18 protein-coding genes and 1 pseudogene are annotated in these 14523 nt (G+C 44.3%); 17 read left to right on the forward strand and 2 right to left on the reverse strand.

Annotated elements, in window-relative coordinates; genetic code table 11:
• From rplR to FTV13_RS05025, 12 genes are all read left to right on the forward strand, one after another.
• Positions 1-351 (forward strand): 50S ribosomal protein L18, encoded by a 351-nt coding sequence (gene rplR, locus FTV13_RS04970; protein WP_004281497.1) that lies wholly within the window; start codon positions 1-3, stop codon positions 349-351.
• 2 nt (positions 352-353) lie between these two features.
• Positions 354-851, forward strand: coding sequence for a 30S ribosomal protein S5 (rpsE, locus tag FTV13_RS04975; RefSeq protein WP_004786901.1), 498 nt, complete (start codon positions 354-356; stop codon positions 849-851).
• Between the two features lie 6 nt (positions 852-857).
• A complete protein-coding gene (gene rpmD, locus FTV13_RS04980; RefSeq protein ID WP_004786899.1) occupies positions 858-1034 on the forward strand; it encodes a 50S ribosomal protein L30 in 177 nt (58 codons plus the stop codon).
• A 3-nt stretch (positions 1035-1037) separates the two neighbouring features.
• A complete protein-coding gene (gene rplO, locus FTV13_RS04985) occupies positions 1038-1478 on the forward strand; it encodes a 50S ribosomal protein L15 (RefSeq protein ID WP_004786897.1) in 441 nt (146 codons plus the stop codon).
• Between the two features lie 45 nt (positions 1479-1523).
• Positions 1524-2843, forward strand: a complete 1320-nt coding sequence (gene secY, locus FTV13_RS04990) for a preprotein translocase subunit SecY (RefSeq protein WP_171505548.1) — start codon at positions 1524-1526, stop codon at positions 2841-2843.
• Between the two features lie 20 nt (positions 2844-2863).
• Positions 2864-2980 (forward strand): 50S ribosomal protein L36, encoded by a 117-nt coding sequence (gene rpmJ / locus FTV13_RS04995; RefSeq protein ID WP_000867907.1) that lies wholly within the window; start codon positions 2864-2866, stop codon positions 2978-2980.
• Positions 2981-3087: 107 nt separating this feature from the next.
• Positions 3088-3444 (forward strand): 30S ribosomal protein S13, encoded by a 357-nt coding sequence (rpsM, locus tag FTV13_RS05000; protein ID WP_004786893.1) that lies wholly within the window; start codon positions 3088-3090, stop codon positions 3442-3444.
• 19 nt (positions 3445-3463) lie between these two features.
• Complete coding sequence (rpsK, locus tag FTV13_RS05005; RefSeq protein WP_001040166.1) at positions 3464-3850, forward strand: 30S ribosomal protein S11; 387 nt, start codon at positions 3464-3466, stop codon at positions 3848-3850.
• Positions 3851-3862: 12 nt separating this feature from the next.
• Positions 3863-4489, forward strand: a complete 627-nt coding sequence (gene rpsD, locus FTV13_RS05010) for a 30S ribosomal protein S4 (protein ID WP_004786890.1) — start codon at positions 3863-3865, stop codon at positions 4487-4489.
• 16 nt (positions 4490-4505) lie between these two features.
• Entirely contained in the window at positions 4506-5513 is a 1008-nt protein-coding gene (locus tag FTV13_RS05015; RefSeq protein WP_004786889.1) for a DNA-directed RNA polymerase subunit alpha, read from the forward strand.
• 18 nt (positions 5514-5531) lie between these two features.
• Entirely contained in the window at positions 5532-5897 is a 366-nt protein-coding gene (rplQ, locus tag FTV13_RS05020; protein WP_004786886.1) for a 50S ribosomal protein L17, read from the forward strand.
• Positions 5898-6105: 208 nt separating this feature from the next.
• Positions 6106-7596 carry an NAD(P)/FAD-dependent oxidoreductase gene (locus FTV13_RS05025; protein ID WP_180011201.1) on the forward strand — a complete coding sequence of 497 codons (1491 nt, stop codon included), beginning with the start codon at positions 6106-6108 and terminating at the stop codon, positions 7594-7596.
• Between the two features lie 48 nt (positions 7597-7644).
• On the opposite strand, the gene FTV13_RS05030 is transcribed toward FTV13_RS05025, so the two are convergent.
• Positions 7645-8817 carry an acyl-CoA dehydrogenase family protein gene (locus FTV13_RS05030; RefSeq protein ID WP_180011203.1) on the reverse strand — a complete coding sequence of 391 codons (1173 nt, stop codon included), beginning with the start codon at positions 8815-8817 and terminating at the stop codon, positions 7645-7647.
• Between the two features lie 182 nt (positions 8818-8999).
• Here FTV13_RS05030 and FTV13_RS05035 point away from each other — a divergent pair, with 182 nt between their 5' ends.
• From FTV13_RS05035 to FTV13_RS05055, 5 genes are all read left to right on the forward strand, one after another.
• Entirely contained in the window at positions 9000-9257 is a 258-nt protein-coding gene (locus FTV13_RS05035) for a succinate dehydrogenase assembly factor 2 (protein WP_034590267.1), read from the forward strand.
• Positions 9250-9636, forward strand: coding sequence for a hypothetical protein (locus FTV13_RS05040; RefSeq protein WP_104425690.1), 387 nt, complete (start codon positions 9250-9252; stop codon positions 9634-9636). Before FTV13_RS05035 ends, FTV13_RS05040 begins: the two co-directional genes overlap by 8 nt.
• 545 nt (positions 9637-10181) lie before the next feature.
• Positions 10182-11222, forward strand: a complete 1041-nt coding sequence (locus FTV13_RS05045; RefSeq protein WP_004786877.1) for a hypothetical protein — start codon at positions 10182-10184, stop codon at positions 11220-11222.
• A 72-nt stretch (positions 11223-11294) separates the two neighbouring features.
• A complete protein-coding gene (gene rrtA / locus FTV13_RS05050) occupies positions 11295-11867 on the forward strand; it encodes a rhombosortase (protein ID WP_180011205.1) in 573 nt (190 codons plus the stop codon).
• 177 nt (positions 11868-12044) lie between these two features.
• Positions 12045-14327, forward strand: coding sequence for a TRAP transporter large permease subunit (locus FTV13_RS05055; protein ID WP_180011208.1), 2283 nt, complete (start codon positions 12045-12047; stop codon positions 14325-14327).
• Between the two features lie 50 nt (positions 14328-14377).
• On the opposite strand, the pseudogene FTV13_RS05060 reads toward FTV13_RS05055, so the two are convergent.
• Positions 14378-14523, reverse strand: a pseudogene (locus FTV13_RS05060) (IS4 family transposase); the annotation flags it as partial.

Genomic DNA, 14523 nt, shown 5'->3' on the forward strand with positions numbered 1-14523 from the left:
ATGAACGAAAAGAAACAATCCCGTTTGCGTCGTGCGAAAAGCACACGCTTGCACATCCGTGCATTGGGTGCGACTCGTTTGTGTGTAAACCGCACTCCGCGTCACATCTATGCTCAAGTTATCTCAGCAGATGGTGGCAAAGTATTAGCGCAAGCTTCTACTCTAGACGCTACTTTACGTGCGGGTACTACTGGTAACGTTGAAGCAGCTCAAAAAGTAGGTGCTTTAATCGCAGAACGCGCTAAAGCAGCTGGTGTTACTAAAGTTGCATTTGACCGTTCTGGTTTCAAATATCATGGTCGTATCAAAGCCTTGGCTGATGCTGCCCGTGAAAACGGCTTGGAGTTCTAATCATGGCTAAAGTTGAACAAAACGAAGGTCTTGTTGAAAAGCTGGTTGCCGTTGATCGTGTAGCCAAAGTTGTTAAGGGTGGTCGTATCTTCTCTTTCACAGCATTAACTGTTGTGGGTGATGGTAATGGTCGCGTAGGTTTTGGTCGTGGTAAAGCGCGTGAAGTTCCAGCTGCTATTTCTAAAGCACTTGAAGCTGCTCGTCGTAACATGATTACTGTTGACCTTGTTGATGGTACTGTTCAGCACCCTATCAATGCTCGTCACGGTGCAAGCCGCGTTTACATGCAACCTGCTTCTGAAGGTACTGGTGTAATTGCTGGTGGCGCGATGCGTGCAGTTTTAGAAGCTGTTGGCGTACGTAACGTATTAACTAAATGTTATGGCTCTACAAACGCTGCTAACGTAGTAAACGCGACTTTTAATGGTTTGCGTGATATGACTTCTCCTGAGAAAGTTGCTGCGAAACGTGGTTTAACAGTAGAACAAATTCAAGGGTAATCAATCATGAAAACGATTAAAGTTACCCAGACTAAATCTGCATCGCACCGCTTGAAAAATCACAAGCTGAGCCTGAAAGGTTTAGGTCTGCGTCGTATTGGTCATACTGTAGAAGTGCAAGATACGCCTTCTAACCGTGGTATGATCAACCAAGTCTACTATATGGTTAGTGTAGAGGAATAAGCCATGACTCTGCGTTTAAATACAATTGCACCTGCAGAAGGTGCTAAGCGTGACAACCTTCGTCTAGGTCGTGGTATCGGTTCTGGCGTTGGTAAGACTGGTGGTCGTGGTATCAAAGGTCAAAACTCACGTAAGAGCGGTGGTACTCGTCCAGGTTTCGAAGGTGGTCAAACTGCACTTTATCGTCGTTTGCCTAAATTCGGTTTCACTAGCCAATTGGCTTTGAAAACTGCTGAAGTACGTTTATCTGAGCTTGCTAAAGTTGAAGGCGACATCGTGTCTCTTGAAACTTTAAAAGCTGCGAACGTTGTACGTAAAGACATGACTCGTGCTCGTATCGTACTTTCTGGTGAAATTACTCGTGCATTCACTGTACAAGGTGTTGCATTGACTAAAGGCGCTAAAGCTGCTGTTGAAGCTGCTGGCGGTAAAGTCGAGGAGTAATCCCCAGTGTCTATGACTCCTAGTTCTTCAGGTCATGTCAACATGATGAAAGGCCAACCATTTCATGTGAAATACCGTGAAATTATTCGTCGAATGATGTTTCTCATTGGTGCGTTGTTGGTGTTTCGACTAGGAGCGCATATTCCAGTACCAGGGATTAATAATGCCGCGCTAGAAAATCTGTTTAATGCAAACCAAGGTACCATCCTTGGTTTGTTTAACATGTTTTCGGGTGGTGCATTAGAGCGAATGTCGATTCTTGCTTTAGGGATTATGCCATACATCTCTGCATCGATTATTGTGCAGTTAATGTCTACAGTGGTTCCATCGCTCGAAGCTTTGAAAAAAGAAGGCGAGCAGGGCAAACGTAAGATTAACCAATACACACGACAAGGCACGCTGTTCCTTGCACTTGTGCAAGCAATTGGTATGTGTGCTGGCCTGATCAGCCAGGGAATTACCCTGACCTCTGGTCTGGCTTTTTATGTTCCTGCGGTGACCTCTTTGGTTGCGGGGACCATGTTCTTGATGTGGCTGGGTGAACAGATTACCGAGCGTGGGGTGGGCAATGGTATTTCCATGATCATCTTCGCAGGTATCGTTGCAGGATTGCCGACTTTAGTTATGCAGTCTCTAACTTCAGTTGATAATGGCCAGTCTAGTCTAATTGGATTAGCAATTTTTGGTCTGTTATCGATTGCTGTACTTGCAGCGATTGTGTTTATCGAGAAGGCGCAACGTCGTATTCCGGTGAACTATGCTCAAAAGCAGCAGGGACGTCGTGTATTTACTGCACAGCAAACGCACTTGCCATTAAAAATTAATATGGCGGGTGTAATTCCGGCAATTTTTGCCAGCTCTTTACTTTTGTTCCCAGCGAGCTTAGGTCAATGGGTTGGTAGTTCGGATCCAAGTGCAGGAATTATCAAGCGTAGTCTACAAGACTTGGCATTGGTGTTATCGCCTGGTCAGCCGTTGTATTTGGTGCTCTTTGGTGCGTTAATTATCTTTTTCTGTTACTTCTATACAGCACTGGTATTTAGTCCTAAAGAAGTGTCAGAGAACTTGAAACGCAGCGGAGCTTACGTGCCTGGTATTCGTCCAGGTGAGCAAACTGCTCGTTACTTAGATCATATTCTCAATCGTTTGACCTTTATTGGCGCGATATACATCACTGTCATCTGTTTAATGCCGATGATTCTGCAAAGCTCTTTTGGTATTCCATTTAGCTTGGGTGGAACATCGTTGCTGATCGTGGTAGTGGTGGTGATGGACTTTATGGCTCAGCTTCAAGCACATCTCACCTCGCACCAGTATGACAATCAAACGTTAATGAGAAAAACGACTGCTCATCCTAAGGGATAAGCGCACTTAGAGGTTTCATCATGAAAGTACAAGCTTCTGTAAAGAAAATTTGTGGTAGCTGTAAAGTTATCCGTCGTAATGGGGTTATCCGCGTAATTTGTAGCGCAGAACCTCGTCATAAGCAGCGTCAAGGTTAATCTGATCAAGACCTGTTGATTTCAGTAGGCGAATTGGGTTATTATCCGCCCCTCAAGATTTTTGTGGGGCGGTTGATTATCTCTACTGCCTTTTTGGAGAAAATTGAATGGCTCGTATTGCCGGTGTAAACATTCCGGATAACAAGCATGCTGTTATCTCTCTAACGTACATCTTTGGTATTGGTCGCCACACTGCTAAGTCAATCTTAGCTGCTGCGGGTATCCCAACTACTACTAAGATCCGTGAATTAGATGACGCTCAGCTTGATGCGATTCGTGCAGAAATTGCCAAGGTTCCGACCGAAGGTGATTTACGTCGCGAAATTTCCATGAACATTAAACGTTTAATGGATTTAGGCTGCTACCGCGGTCTTCGTCATCGTCGCAGCTTGCCTGTCCGTGGTCAACGCACCAAAACTAACGCACGTACCCGTAAAGGTCCGCGCAAACCAATTAAGAAATAAGATTTCTGGAAGCTAAAAGATGGCTAAAGATACTCGCACACGCAAGAAGGTCACTCGTACCGTCTCTGAAGGTGTTGCACACATTCACGCTTCTTTTAATAACACCATTGTGACTATTACCGATCGTCAAGGTAATGCACTGGCTTGGGCCACTTCAGGTGGACAAGGCTTCCGTGGATCACGTAAATCAACTCCGTTTGCTGCTCAGGTAGCTGCTGAAGTTGCTGGTAAAGCTGCTTTAGATTACGGTTTGAAAAACTTGGACGTCCTTGTGAAAGGTCCTGGTCCAGGTCGTGAGTCTGCGGTTCGTGCATTAGGTGCAGTGGGTTATAAAATTAACAGCATTACCGATGTGACTCCAATCCCTCACAACGGTTGCCGTCCACCTAAAAAACGTCGCGTGTAAGGAGAAACATTCATGGCTCGTTATATTGGTCCAAAATGCAAACTCTCTCGCCGCGAAGGGACAGACCTGCAATTAAAATCTGGCGTTAAACCATTTGACGTCAAAACTAAAAAACACGCTAAAGCTCCTGGTCAACATGGTGGAGCTCGTGGCGGTAAACAATCTGAGTACTCACTACAATTACGTGAAAAACAAAAAGTACGTCGTATGTACGGTGTTTTAGAGCGTCAATTTAGTAACTACTACAAAGAAGCTGCTCGTGTTAAAGGCGCAACTGGTGAAAACCTGTTGAAATTGCTCGAAAGCCGTCTTGATAACGTTGTTTATCGCATGGGTTTTGGTTCTACACGTGCAGAAGCTCGTCAGTTAGTATCTCACCGTTCAATCACTTTAAATGGCCGCCGCGTTAACATCGCGTCTATCCAAGTTAAAGCTGGTGACGTGATTGCAGTTCACGAAGGCGCTAAACAACAATTACGTATCAAAAACGCAATTGAATTAGCTGCTCAACGTGGCATTCCTTCTTGGATGGAAGTAGATCATTCTAAACTAGAAGGTACGTTCAAAGCTGCACCGGATCGTTCTGATTTACCTGCTGAAATCAACGAAAGCTTGATTGTAGAATTGTATTCTAAATAATCCTTGAGGTAGCAATATGACGCGTACTGCAAATGAGTTTCTAACTCCGCAAGCGATCAAGGTCGAAGCGGCAAGCGGGACCTCGGCAAAAGTTATTCTAGAACCCTTAGAGCGTGGCTTTGGTCATACTCTGGGCAATGCTTTACGTCGCATCCTTCTTTCTTCTTTACCTGGCGCTGCTGTGGTAGAAGTTGAGATTGAAGGTGTTGAGCACGAGTACAGTACTTTGGAAGGCTTGCAGCAGGACATCGTCGAGCTCTTGCTGAACCTAAAAGGATTGTCTATTAAGCTGTTCGATCAAAATGAAGCTTATTTAACATTAGAGAAACAAGGTCCAGGCGACGTAACTGCGGCTGACCTTCGTTTACCTCATAATGTTGAAGTGGTTAACCCTGAACACTTGATCGGCACATTAAGTGCATCAGGCAATCTTAAGATGCGCCTGAAAGTGGCTCAAGGCCGTGGCTATGAGACTTCTGACTCACGTTTCCCAGAAGGCGAGACTCGCCCAGTGGGTCGTTTACAGTTAGATGCATCTTACAGCCCGATCAAACGTGTGTCTTACACAGTGGAAAACGCTCGTGTAGAACAACGTACTGACCTTGATAAACTGGTCATTGATCTTGAAACCAACGGTACAGTTGATCCTGAAGAAGCAATCCGCAAAGCGGCAACAATCTTGCAACAACAAATTGCAATCTTTGTTGATCTTCAGAAAGATCAAGCTCCTGTGGCTCAAGAACCTCGTGAAGAAGTTGATCCAATTTTGCTTCGTCCAGTAGATGATCTAGAGCTAACTGTTCGTTCTGCTAACTGTTTGAAAGCAGAAAACATTTACTACATTGGTGATCTTGTACAGCGTACTGAGGTTGAGTTACTTAAAACTCCTAACCTTGGTAAAAAATCGCTTACTGAGATCAAAGATGTTCTGGCTTCCAAAGGCTTACAACTCGGCATGCGTTTAGAGAACTGGCCACCAGCTAGTCTCCGTATGGACGATCGTTTCGCCTATCGTAGCCGTTAATTAAGTAGGACTATCACCATGCGTCATCGTAATAGTGGTGTGAAATTAGGCCGTACAAGCAGTCATCGTAAAGCGATGTTCCAAAACATGGCTAACTCTTTGTTCGAGCACGAGTTGATCAAAACAACTGTGCCTAAAGCAAAAGAATTACGTCGTGTTGCTGAGCCTTTAATCACTTTAGCTAAAGTCGATACAGTAGCAAACCGTCGTTTGGCGTTTGCTCGTACTCGTTCAGCTGCAACTGTTGGTAAATTATTTACCGTTCTTGGCCCTCGTTACAAAGAGCGTAACGGCGGTTATCTACGTGTTCTTAAAGCGGGCTTCCGTGCAGGTGATGCTGCACCGATGGCTTACGTTGAGCTAGTAGATCGCGAAGTTAACTAATTTCGTGTAGAGCAGCAAACGTTGTTCGAAAAGGTCGGTTGAATAAACCGGCCTTTTTTAATGCCTAGCATTTACCCATTATCAGGCTGTTTAGAAATTTGTCCTTAAAAGATAAAAAAATAATCACTTTTATTTAAACTTGACATTGTGTATTGTCAATTTTGTGCTTTAATAAAAATATATGACAATGCTCAGGAAAAAGAAGAATATGGAAAAGCAAGTTGATATTTTAATTATAGGCGCGGGGATCTCTGGAATTGGTCTGGCAGCCCATCTTTCTAAACATAGTCCTCAACGCTCATTCGAAATTATTGAACGTCGTGAAAGCTTTGGCGGTACGTGGGACCTGTTTAAATATCCGGGTATCCGTTCAGATTCGGATATGTCGACTTTTGGTTTCAACTTCAAGCCGTGGAAAAAAGAAAGTGTATTGGCTTCCGGCTCGGCAATTAAAAATTATCTTGCAGAAGTGGTTCAGGAATTTAACTTGAGCTCAAAAATTCATTTTCAACATCGCGTCGTTAGTGCCAATTATGATTCAGCGACACGTAAATGGTCAGTCGTAGTTGAAAATGCTCAGGGCAAAAAGCAGACCTGGATCGCTAACTTTGTTCTTGGCTGTACCGGTTACTACAATTATGATCAAGGCTTCCAGCCGGAATTCCCGAATCAGGAAGCATTCAAAGGTACATTCATTCACCCGCAGCATTGGCCTGAAAATCTGGACTATAGCGGAAAAAAAGTAGTCATTATTGGCAGTGGTGCAACAGCGATTACATTGGTTCCTGCCATGGTTAAAGGCGGTGCAGGGCATGTGACCATGTTACAGCGCTCTCCAACCTATATCGCGTCAGTGCCTTCGATCGATATGATTTACTCAAAAATGCGTAAATTATTGCCTGAAGATGTGGCCTATAAGCTGACCCGTGCGCGTAATATCGGCGTGCAGCGTGGTATCTATGCACTCGCACAAAAACAGCCAAAACTACTGAAAACATTATTATTAAAATCTGTACAGTTCCAGCTGAAAGGAAAAGTGGATATGAAACACTTTACCCCAAATTATGAACCTTGGGATCAGCGCCTATGTGTAGTGCCAGATGGGGATTTATTCAAAATCCTGCGTGAAGGTCATGCATCTGTAGAAACAGATCATATCGAGAAATTTACTGAAACTGGGATTCAGCTGAAATCAGGTAAACATCTGGATGCGGATATTATTGTGTCTGCTACTGGTTTAAATATTCAGATTCTGGGTGGTATTCAGGCCACGATGGATGGCAAGCCTTTGGATACGTCGAAGCATATGCTGTATCAAGGGGTCATGGTCAGTGATGTACCGAATATGGCGCTGATTATTGGTTATATCAACGCTTCCTGGACCTTGAAAGTGAACATTGCCGCAGAATATATCTGTCGTCTTCTCAATTATATGGATCACCATGGTTATGATGAAGTGATTCCAGAAGGGGATGCCACCGAGTTGCTGGAAGATACGGTGATGGGAAGTCTGACTTCAGGCTATATTGCCCGTGCCGCAGATGTAATGCCGAAACAGGGTAAGCATGCGCCTTGGAAAGTATCCAATAATTATCTGGCGGACCGTAAAGAGCTGAAAACTGCATCTTTTGAAGATGGAGTATTGAAATTTAAATCGAAATCCAGTGCTGTGCCAGCCAAGCCAAGATTGGTGTCTTAAGTAGAGGCATAGATAAAAGGAGTACCTGATGTACTCCTTTTTTACAAATTAGAGGGATCTGGAAATTAGTTCCTTCATGATTTCATTGGTCCCTGCATAAATGCGGTTCGCGCGATTATCCAGATACGCTCGTGCAATCGGATATTCCAGCATATAGCCATAACCGCCATGCAGTTGCAGGCATTCATCAACCACTTTGGTATACAGTTCAGAAATTTTGTATTTGGCAGCTGCAGCGGCATCAATTCCCAATTCCTGATTAAGCTGTAGTTGCATACAACGGTCCAGATAAGCTCGGCAGATTTCAATTTCGGTACGCAGTTCTGCCAGTTTAAAACGGGTATTTTGAAAAGCGCTGATCGGTTTGCCAAAGGCTCGACGTTCTTTGGTGTATTTTACCGTATGTGCGAATGCCGCTTCTGCCCCTGCCTGACATATGATGGCCACAATTAACCGCTCCCAAGCCAGTTCTTTCATCAGCATCATAAAACCCATGCCTTCCTGACCTAGCAGGTTTTCTTTAGGCACACGGACATTGTCAAAGAACAGTTCACAGGTATCCTGACCTTTCATGCCGATTTTATTTAAGGGTTTACCTTTACTAAATCCTGCACGATCTGCTTCGACCATAATCAAAGAAAGATTGGCAGAGCCTTTCTCACTATGACCCGTCTTACATACCGCAATTGCCGTATCACAAAGATAGCCATTGGTAATGAAGATTTTAGATCCATTAATCACATATTCATCGTCTTCTAACACTGCACTGGTGCGTACTGCCTGCAGGTCGGAGCCAGTTCCAGGTTCGGTCATCGCAATTGCCGTGACCACTTCACCTGTAGCCATTTTCGGGAGCCATTGCTGCTTTTGTGTTTCATTGCCAAAGTTCAGAATATAATTGGCCACGATATCGGAGTGCAGTGAAAATCCTGTCGCAGAGTCGCCTGCATAGGCCTGTTCCTCGATCAGGATCATACTGTATAAACGATCCACCCCTGAACCGCCATAAGCTTCAGGCATCGTGGCACAGAGAAGGCCAAGTTCACCGGCTTTATTCCAGAGCTCACGATCGATATGCTGTTGCTGTTCATATTTTTCTGTATGAGGAATCACTTCCTTTTCATAGAATTTACGGACCATCTCCCGAAAGGCTTCATGTTCATCATTGAAAAGCTGACGTGGCAGCATGCTGGCCAATGGACGGATCGCGCTCGAATGCATCTTATAATTTCCTTATTGTGATGTTTTATTTAACTTAAGATAGAGCAGACGAGGGAACAATGAGCTGAATGTTCAAATCTGGAGAATCTGCTGATGCTTTTGGTCATTTGTATGAAATACCTCGAAATTCAGCAATGGCTTAAGGTAAACTACTCAGGTTTGTAACGAGTTGGGAAAATTCGATGACTGATGACATCACCTTAGAAGAGCGCAAAGTGATTTATCGCGCGCGTCGTGGCTTGAAAGAGATCGATGTATATTTTGATCCCTACGTGAAAAACTATTATCTCACTGCTGATCCCTTCGAAAAACAGATGTTTGCTGAGCTGGTTGCACAGGAAGATCCAGACCTGCTGGACTGGTTTATGGAAGTGTCTGAACCCCCACGCCCTGAATTAAAAGATTTTATCAAGAAGCTTAAATTTTACGTTCATGGATAATCGTTGTTTCAAGCTGAAACGCAGCAAGTGTGCGCTGGTGTTTCAGCTTTTTATTTTTGCTGTATTGATGTTCCTGCTGTATCAGTTATTGCCTATGGCGATTTGGCTGGTTTGTGGTGTCATCGGATTGGTCATCTATCAGTTGTTTTATCGTAAGACACCGCACATTGAGCAGTTTGAATATCTGGATGGACGTGAATGGTCGCTGACAGCAGCTGCGCAAGGCACACGGCGAGTGTTGATCAGTCACGTGATTGATCACCAAGCTTATATCGTGGTGTATTTCCAGCATGCAAAAGCACGTCCGTTGCTCATCTGGTGTGACCAGTTGCCTTTTAAACAATGGAAGTCTTTGAAAGTTTTGACAAAAATACTTTAATTGTCCGACAAATGACATTCCAAAATTTTAAATAAATTCATTAAAAATAAAGATTTATCCGCTAACCCCGCTTGAATTGTCAGACAAAAAATTATATTTCTCTGCAAAAACAATAAATTGTCTGACAATTTTTCAGCTGCTTTTTTTATAAGCAGGTACATTTAAGTCACCAACAGCGAACCCAGGAGATCATGATGGAATTTCCAATGTGGATGTTTTTGATCGTTGCGATTGTGATGGCCCTGGTCATAGGACGGCTGGGAACGGTGCTGAAGGACAGATTTTCACCTAAATAACAGAATTAAGCTCGAGAACCTATTTTCTTCTCGACTTGCCAAGTTGATAAGTAGCATGTGCTGAACCGTCGCAATGCTACTTTTTTTTGCCCAAAATTTGGGATTTTATCTACTACAGTCAATTGCAGCTGGGCAATTTAATGGCAAAGTGTCTGGTCTAAATTAGAGTAAATACTCTTTTATTCGTTATATGCTTCTGATATGTTTAGCAGAATAATGGACATAATCACAATTATAGAGGACAGGAAAATGTCGAGCGTCCGAAAAATATGCCAAGGTATGGCGACCATTGCAATAACAACAACAGTTCTAACAGGATGTTCTCAGGTCATTAAAACCGGTGCCAATGTGGCGCTGGGCTTCACTGAAAAGCATATTGTTCCACCAATCCTGGCGATGGATGATGCCGAGATGGTGTGTAATTCCGGGAATTCTTTAACACCAGCCATCATGTCGACCAAGGAAATGGGGGCTGATCCGACTCGTGTTGCGGTACTGATGTACTCCGCAGCGGGGATTTGTGCCGAGCAGAAAGCGCTGGATGCAGAGCTACGGTATCTGCGTGCTTCTAAAGTCAATCAGGTGACTGAAGCTCAGGATGCGCGGATTGAGCAGAAACGGTGGGCTGCACTGGCTGCACAACGTCAGTACACGGGTTATCAGTTATTCCAGACCCGTTATGAGAAAAAATATAAAAAAGCGCTGGGTGAAGGCTGTCCACGCATGAACAGTGATATTGAACAGACAGTTTATCTGCTGGGCATGCTGAGTGGCTTGCAAGCCATGACCAATGACATTAACTCGGGTGGGGCTGTACAAGTACCTAAAGATATTGCGGCTGTGGTTGAGCGTGGCATGACCTGTCTGGATAATACCAAATTCTGGGGCGCGCCAAATGCAACCCGTGCTGTGATCTGGACTTTATTGCCAGGGGCAGGTGATGGAAAACCTGATCCTTACCAAACTCTGAAACAGTCAGTACAAATCGGTGAGCAAAAAGGTGTACGTTTATCACATGCCTTATATGCTGTAGCGGCACAGGCCAGTGGGGATGATGCCAAAATTCGTGATGCGTTAAGAACCTTTGATCAGGCACGTAGTGATGAAAAGCCAGTCAATCCTCAGTTCAAGCTGATCGACAGTATGGCTGCCATTATGGTGAATGGTATTTCTGACCGTTACTGGACTGAAAATACCGGTATTCGTAGTGCAGATGATGGCATGCAGACCTTCTGGGATGAAACAGATAATTCTTCAGAACTGGATGATCTGTTTAGCGCTGACCTATAATTTAATGAAAAATTAAGTGAATGATGCTCATAGAGGTCATTTTCAATATGCTGAAAGGAGTTCAAGGAGCCGATGCAAGATCAACATCTTCGACGAAAAATTATTTTTCTGGCGGCTTTTGTCTCTCTTTCAGCGAGTTTGCAAATCTTTAACGATGCTTTCATCTACTGGCAGGAAAGCCTGCTCGGAGAATTCTGGCGGCTCTGGACTGCGCACTGGGTGCATGTCGGCTGGGCCCATTATTTTCTGAATATCCTTGCCTTTATCTGTTTACCTTTCATTTTTCCCCGTGCATCTGTGTGGCATTTCGTCTCGATTCTTTTGATTCTGCCGCCGTTGATCAGCCTGAGTTTTTATTTTTTCCTGCCAAATATTGAAGCATATGCAGGACTATCCGGGGTATTACATGGGGCCTATGTCGCAGTCGCCTGCGTGCATCTACTTTATCAGCGTGAACGTGGGTTTGCCGTAATGGTATTATTTTTAATCTTTGCCAAACTGATTTGGGAAAATACCATTGGAAATCAGGAAACTGCACAACTTATCGGCAGTCCGGTACTGGTCGAAGCGCATTTATTAGGGGTGATCTGGGGAGTGGTAGTCGCATTGCTCTATATCTTGGGCAATTATGTCCAGGATAGCTGAAACTGTTGGCAGAAAAGACAAAAAGAAAAGATAAATTGTCATTTTTATTCTGCTGATTTTCATGCAGAGTCAAAACAGAAAATAATGATACTGACCCTTGTAAAGGAATTTTCGGGGCAGACAGGAAGACCAGCGCTTAAAAGAATGTAAGGCGCGAAAACAAGAATAGGAAAATACATGCACAACGATAATCAAAACAGATCAGGATTAGGTCTGTTACGTTATATCTGGACAGAGTGGATCTCGACCTTTGTCGTGCTCATCTTGCTCTTACTGACCTTAGTGATTGGAACCGGGGAAATGATTCATGGTCAGTTACTGCGTATGGGCGAGCGTCTGTATGGTGATCCGGCGACAGGCATGCAATATTCGTTTTTGCGTGCTGAACCGAAAGCACCACAATGTGATCGTAATATTAATGTCGATCAAAAAGTTCAGGAGCAGATGAAAGCAGATGCCGCCGATGAATATGCCGATTTCTTCGGTGTACGTTCTGAAGCGGATGTGCGTGCTGCAGTGATGCAGGCACAACAGGTTTGTGAAGAGTCTTACCAGTTCTATGACAAGGCGATAACGCATATTGAAGCGCATCCAAGTATTCGTGCCTATCGCAGTTTTGAAACTTCATTCTTTGGCATTTTCAAGTTCGGGACTGAAAACCGTGCCTTGCTGCTCATCATTATGGTGGTATTTGCTGCAATCAGCGCGACATTGAAAACCCATCATATTGGTCTACGTAGTCCAGCCACTCGTATCGACTTTAAAGTCTATTCTGTGGCGATGCTGATCGCGAACAGTTTCCTGGTCTATTCTTCCTATAGCCAATATATGTCGGTGCTGAATTCCGGGGTGCCAATGGGAGACATGAAGTATGTCTACTGGCTATGGATGATTCTCTTTGGGACATTGACCCTGATCAGTTTGTATCAAGTCATTAAGCCACCTCAGGCGACCCGAGAAGGGGGCAGTTTCGGGCTGGCTTTCTTAAGCGTGCCACTGTATGCCTATATGGCCATCAGTACCGGATTTAACTTTGTCTTCTTGATGGATTACCCGATGGGTCAGGGCATCTATCTGGGGCAGTTGGTTGAATTTTCGAGTATCTTCCTAAATCTGGCCTTATTTATCTGGGCCGGTATGTTGCTGAAACAAACCCGTGTCGTAGACATGTTCCTGAATATCCTGCGTCCATGGAATCTGGCACCAGAAACCTTGACCTGGTTAATCCTGCTGGCAGCTGCACTACCAACCGCTTATACCGGTGCATCTGGGATTTTCGTGATTGCTGCAGGTGCGATCATTTATAAGGAAGTCTGGAATGCCGGTGGTCGCCGTCAGTTTGCCTTGGCAGCAACAGCGATGTCCGGTTCACTCGGTGTGGTGCTTCGTCCATGTCTACTGATTGTTGTGGTTGCTTCACTGAACAAGGAAGTGACGACAGATATGCTGTATCACTACGGTGTCTATGTCTTCCTGCTCAGTTCAACATTGTTCCTGATCATTTCGCTATTCTTTGCTGAAAGCAAGTTCCGTATTGCTGCACCTGGTCTGGCTTCACCACAGTCTGCACGTGCCTTTGTAAATGTGATTCCTTATATTGTGATTTTCATCCTGATCTGGCTGTTCTACAAATATGCTTTATCTACAGATCTGAATGAATTTACTGCACCTGTCATGATGCCAGTCATTCTGTTGATGATCGTGCTATTTGATAAGTTACGTCATGAGCCTGCACCATTACCACCAGTAGGGCATTGGGATGAAACCTTAACCACAACCTTAGGTTCAGGAAATACGCCTGCAATGGCGACTGCAGGTACAGCCATTAATGCTGAATATCGTGAAGCAGACCATGTTGAGCAGCAGGGCGGTGAGCTGGCTGTAGATCATGGTGTAAAACGTTCGACTGCGGTTGAAAGTTTACGTCATGTCGGCTTCTGGAAATCATTACACATTTCGACCAGTGAAACGGTTGGACACATTGGTGCGCTGGTGATTCTGATGGCACTATCTGTCAGTGTGGGCGGCCTGCTGGAACGTATGGAAATTATGGAAGCGTTCCCGACAGATATTAGCAGTACCATTCTGGTGATTTCCATGATTGTTGGCCTGATGGTGTTCGTTGGCATGATTATGGACCCATTCGGCGCAGTGATCCTGATTTCAGCAACGGTTGCACCAGTCGCCTATCAGTATGGAATTCATCCGGTACATTTCTGGATGATTACCTTGATTGGTTTCGAGTTGGGTTATGTGACACCACCAGTTGCTCTGAACCATCTGTTGGCAAGGCAATCCATTGGTGATGCTGAGGTGGCCGAGGCGGATGCAGAAGTTCGACATAAGTCCTTTTATTACCGTTATGAGCGCTGGATTTTACCGATGATTGTGTTACTGCCAGCGATGCTGATCATTGCTTATGTGCCTTATGTATTTAAGCTCTTCGGCTGGTATCAGTAATTTAAGCAAATAAAAAAAGCACCTTCGGGTCATTGCTGTCCCACAATTTTTCACAAGAGGAAGCTCAAATGAGCTTCCTCTTGTTTTATGGGTATTTTATCGGGTGAAAATAAAGCTTTTAAAGTTCTTCTTTCAAACAAATTCACTTGAATTATTCTGAGTAAACGTTGAACTGTCCAACCTGTTTTTCCTAAAT

It is taken from the genome of Acinetobacter sp. YH12235, from assembly GCF_013417705.1.
Lineage (GTDB): Bacteria > Pseudomonadota > Gammaproteobacteria > Pseudomonadales > Moraxellaceae > Acinetobacter.

What these genes read in the sequence shown, in the direction of transcription:
- rplR (WP_004281497.1), top strand. Translation starts at nt 1, where the DNA reads ATGAACGAAAAGAAACAATCCCGTTTGCGTCGTGCGAAAAGCACACGC.
- rpsE (WP_004786901.1), top strand. Translation starts at nt 354, where the DNA reads ATGGCTAAAGTTGAACAAAACGAAGGTCTTGTTGAAAAGCTGGTTGCC.
- rpmD (WP_004786899.1), top strand. Translation starts at nt 858, where the DNA reads ATGAAAACGATTAAAGTTACCCAGACTAAATCTGCATCGCACCGCTTG.
- rplO (WP_004786897.1), top strand. Translation starts at nt 1,038, where the DNA reads ATGACTCTGCGTTTAAATACAATTGCACCTGCAGAAGGTGCTAAGCGT.
- secY (WP_171505548.1), top strand. Translation starts at nt 1,524, where the DNA reads ATGAAAGGCCAACCATTTCATGTGAAATACCGTGAAATTATTCGTCGA.
- rpmJ (WP_000867907.1), top strand. Translation starts at nt 2,864, where the DNA reads ATGAAAGTACAAGCTTCTGTAAAGAAAATTTGTGGTAGCTGTAAAGTT.
- rpsM (WP_004786893.1), top strand. Translation starts at nt 3,088, where the DNA reads ATGGCTCGTATTGCCGGTGTAAACATTCCGGATAACAAGCATGCTGTT.
- rpsK (WP_001040166.1), top strand. Translation starts at nt 3,464, where the DNA reads ATGGCTAAAGATACTCGCACACGCAAGAAGGTCACTCGTACCGTCTCT.
- rpsD (WP_004786890.1), top strand. Translation starts at nt 3,863, where the DNA reads ATGGCTCGTTATATTGGTCCAAAATGCAAACTCTCTCGCCGCGAAGGG.
- FTV13_RS05015 (WP_004786889.1), top strand. Translation starts at nt 4,506, where the DNA reads ATGACGCGTACTGCAAATGAGTTTCTAACTCCGCAAGCGATCAAGGTC.
- rplQ (WP_004786886.1), top strand. Translation starts at nt 5,532, where the DNA reads ATGCGTCATCGTAATAGTGGTGTGAAATTAGGCCGTACAAGCAGTCAT.
- FTV13_RS05025 (WP_180011201.1), top strand. Translation starts at nt 6,106, where the DNA reads ATGGAAAAGCAAGTTGATATTTTAATTATAGGCGCGGGGATCTCTGGA.
- FTV13_RS05030 (WP_180011203.1), bottom strand. Translation starts at nt 8,817, where the DNA reads ATGCATTCGAGCGCGATCCGTCCATTGGCCAGCATGCTGCCACGTCAG.
- FTV13_RS05035 (WP_034590267.1), top strand. Translation starts at nt 9,000, where the DNA reads ATGACTGATGACATCACCTTAGAAGAGCGCAAAGTGATTTATCGCGCG.
- FTV13_RS05040 (WP_104425690.1), top strand. Translation starts at nt 9,250, where the DNA reads ATGGATAATCGTTGTTTCAAGCTGAAACGCAGCAAGTGTGCGCTGGTG.
- FTV13_RS05045 (WP_004786877.1), top strand. Translation starts at nt 10,182, where the DNA reads ATGTCGAGCGTCCGAAAAATATGCCAAGGTATGGCGACCATTGCAATA.
- rrtA (WP_180011205.1), top strand. Translation starts at nt 11,295, where the DNA reads ATGCAAGATCAACATCTTCGACGAAAAATTATTTTTCTGGCGGCTTTT.
- FTV13_RS05055 (WP_180011208.1), top strand. Translation starts at nt 12,045, where the DNA reads ATGCACAACGATAATCAAAACAGATCAGGATTAGGTCTGTTACGTTAT.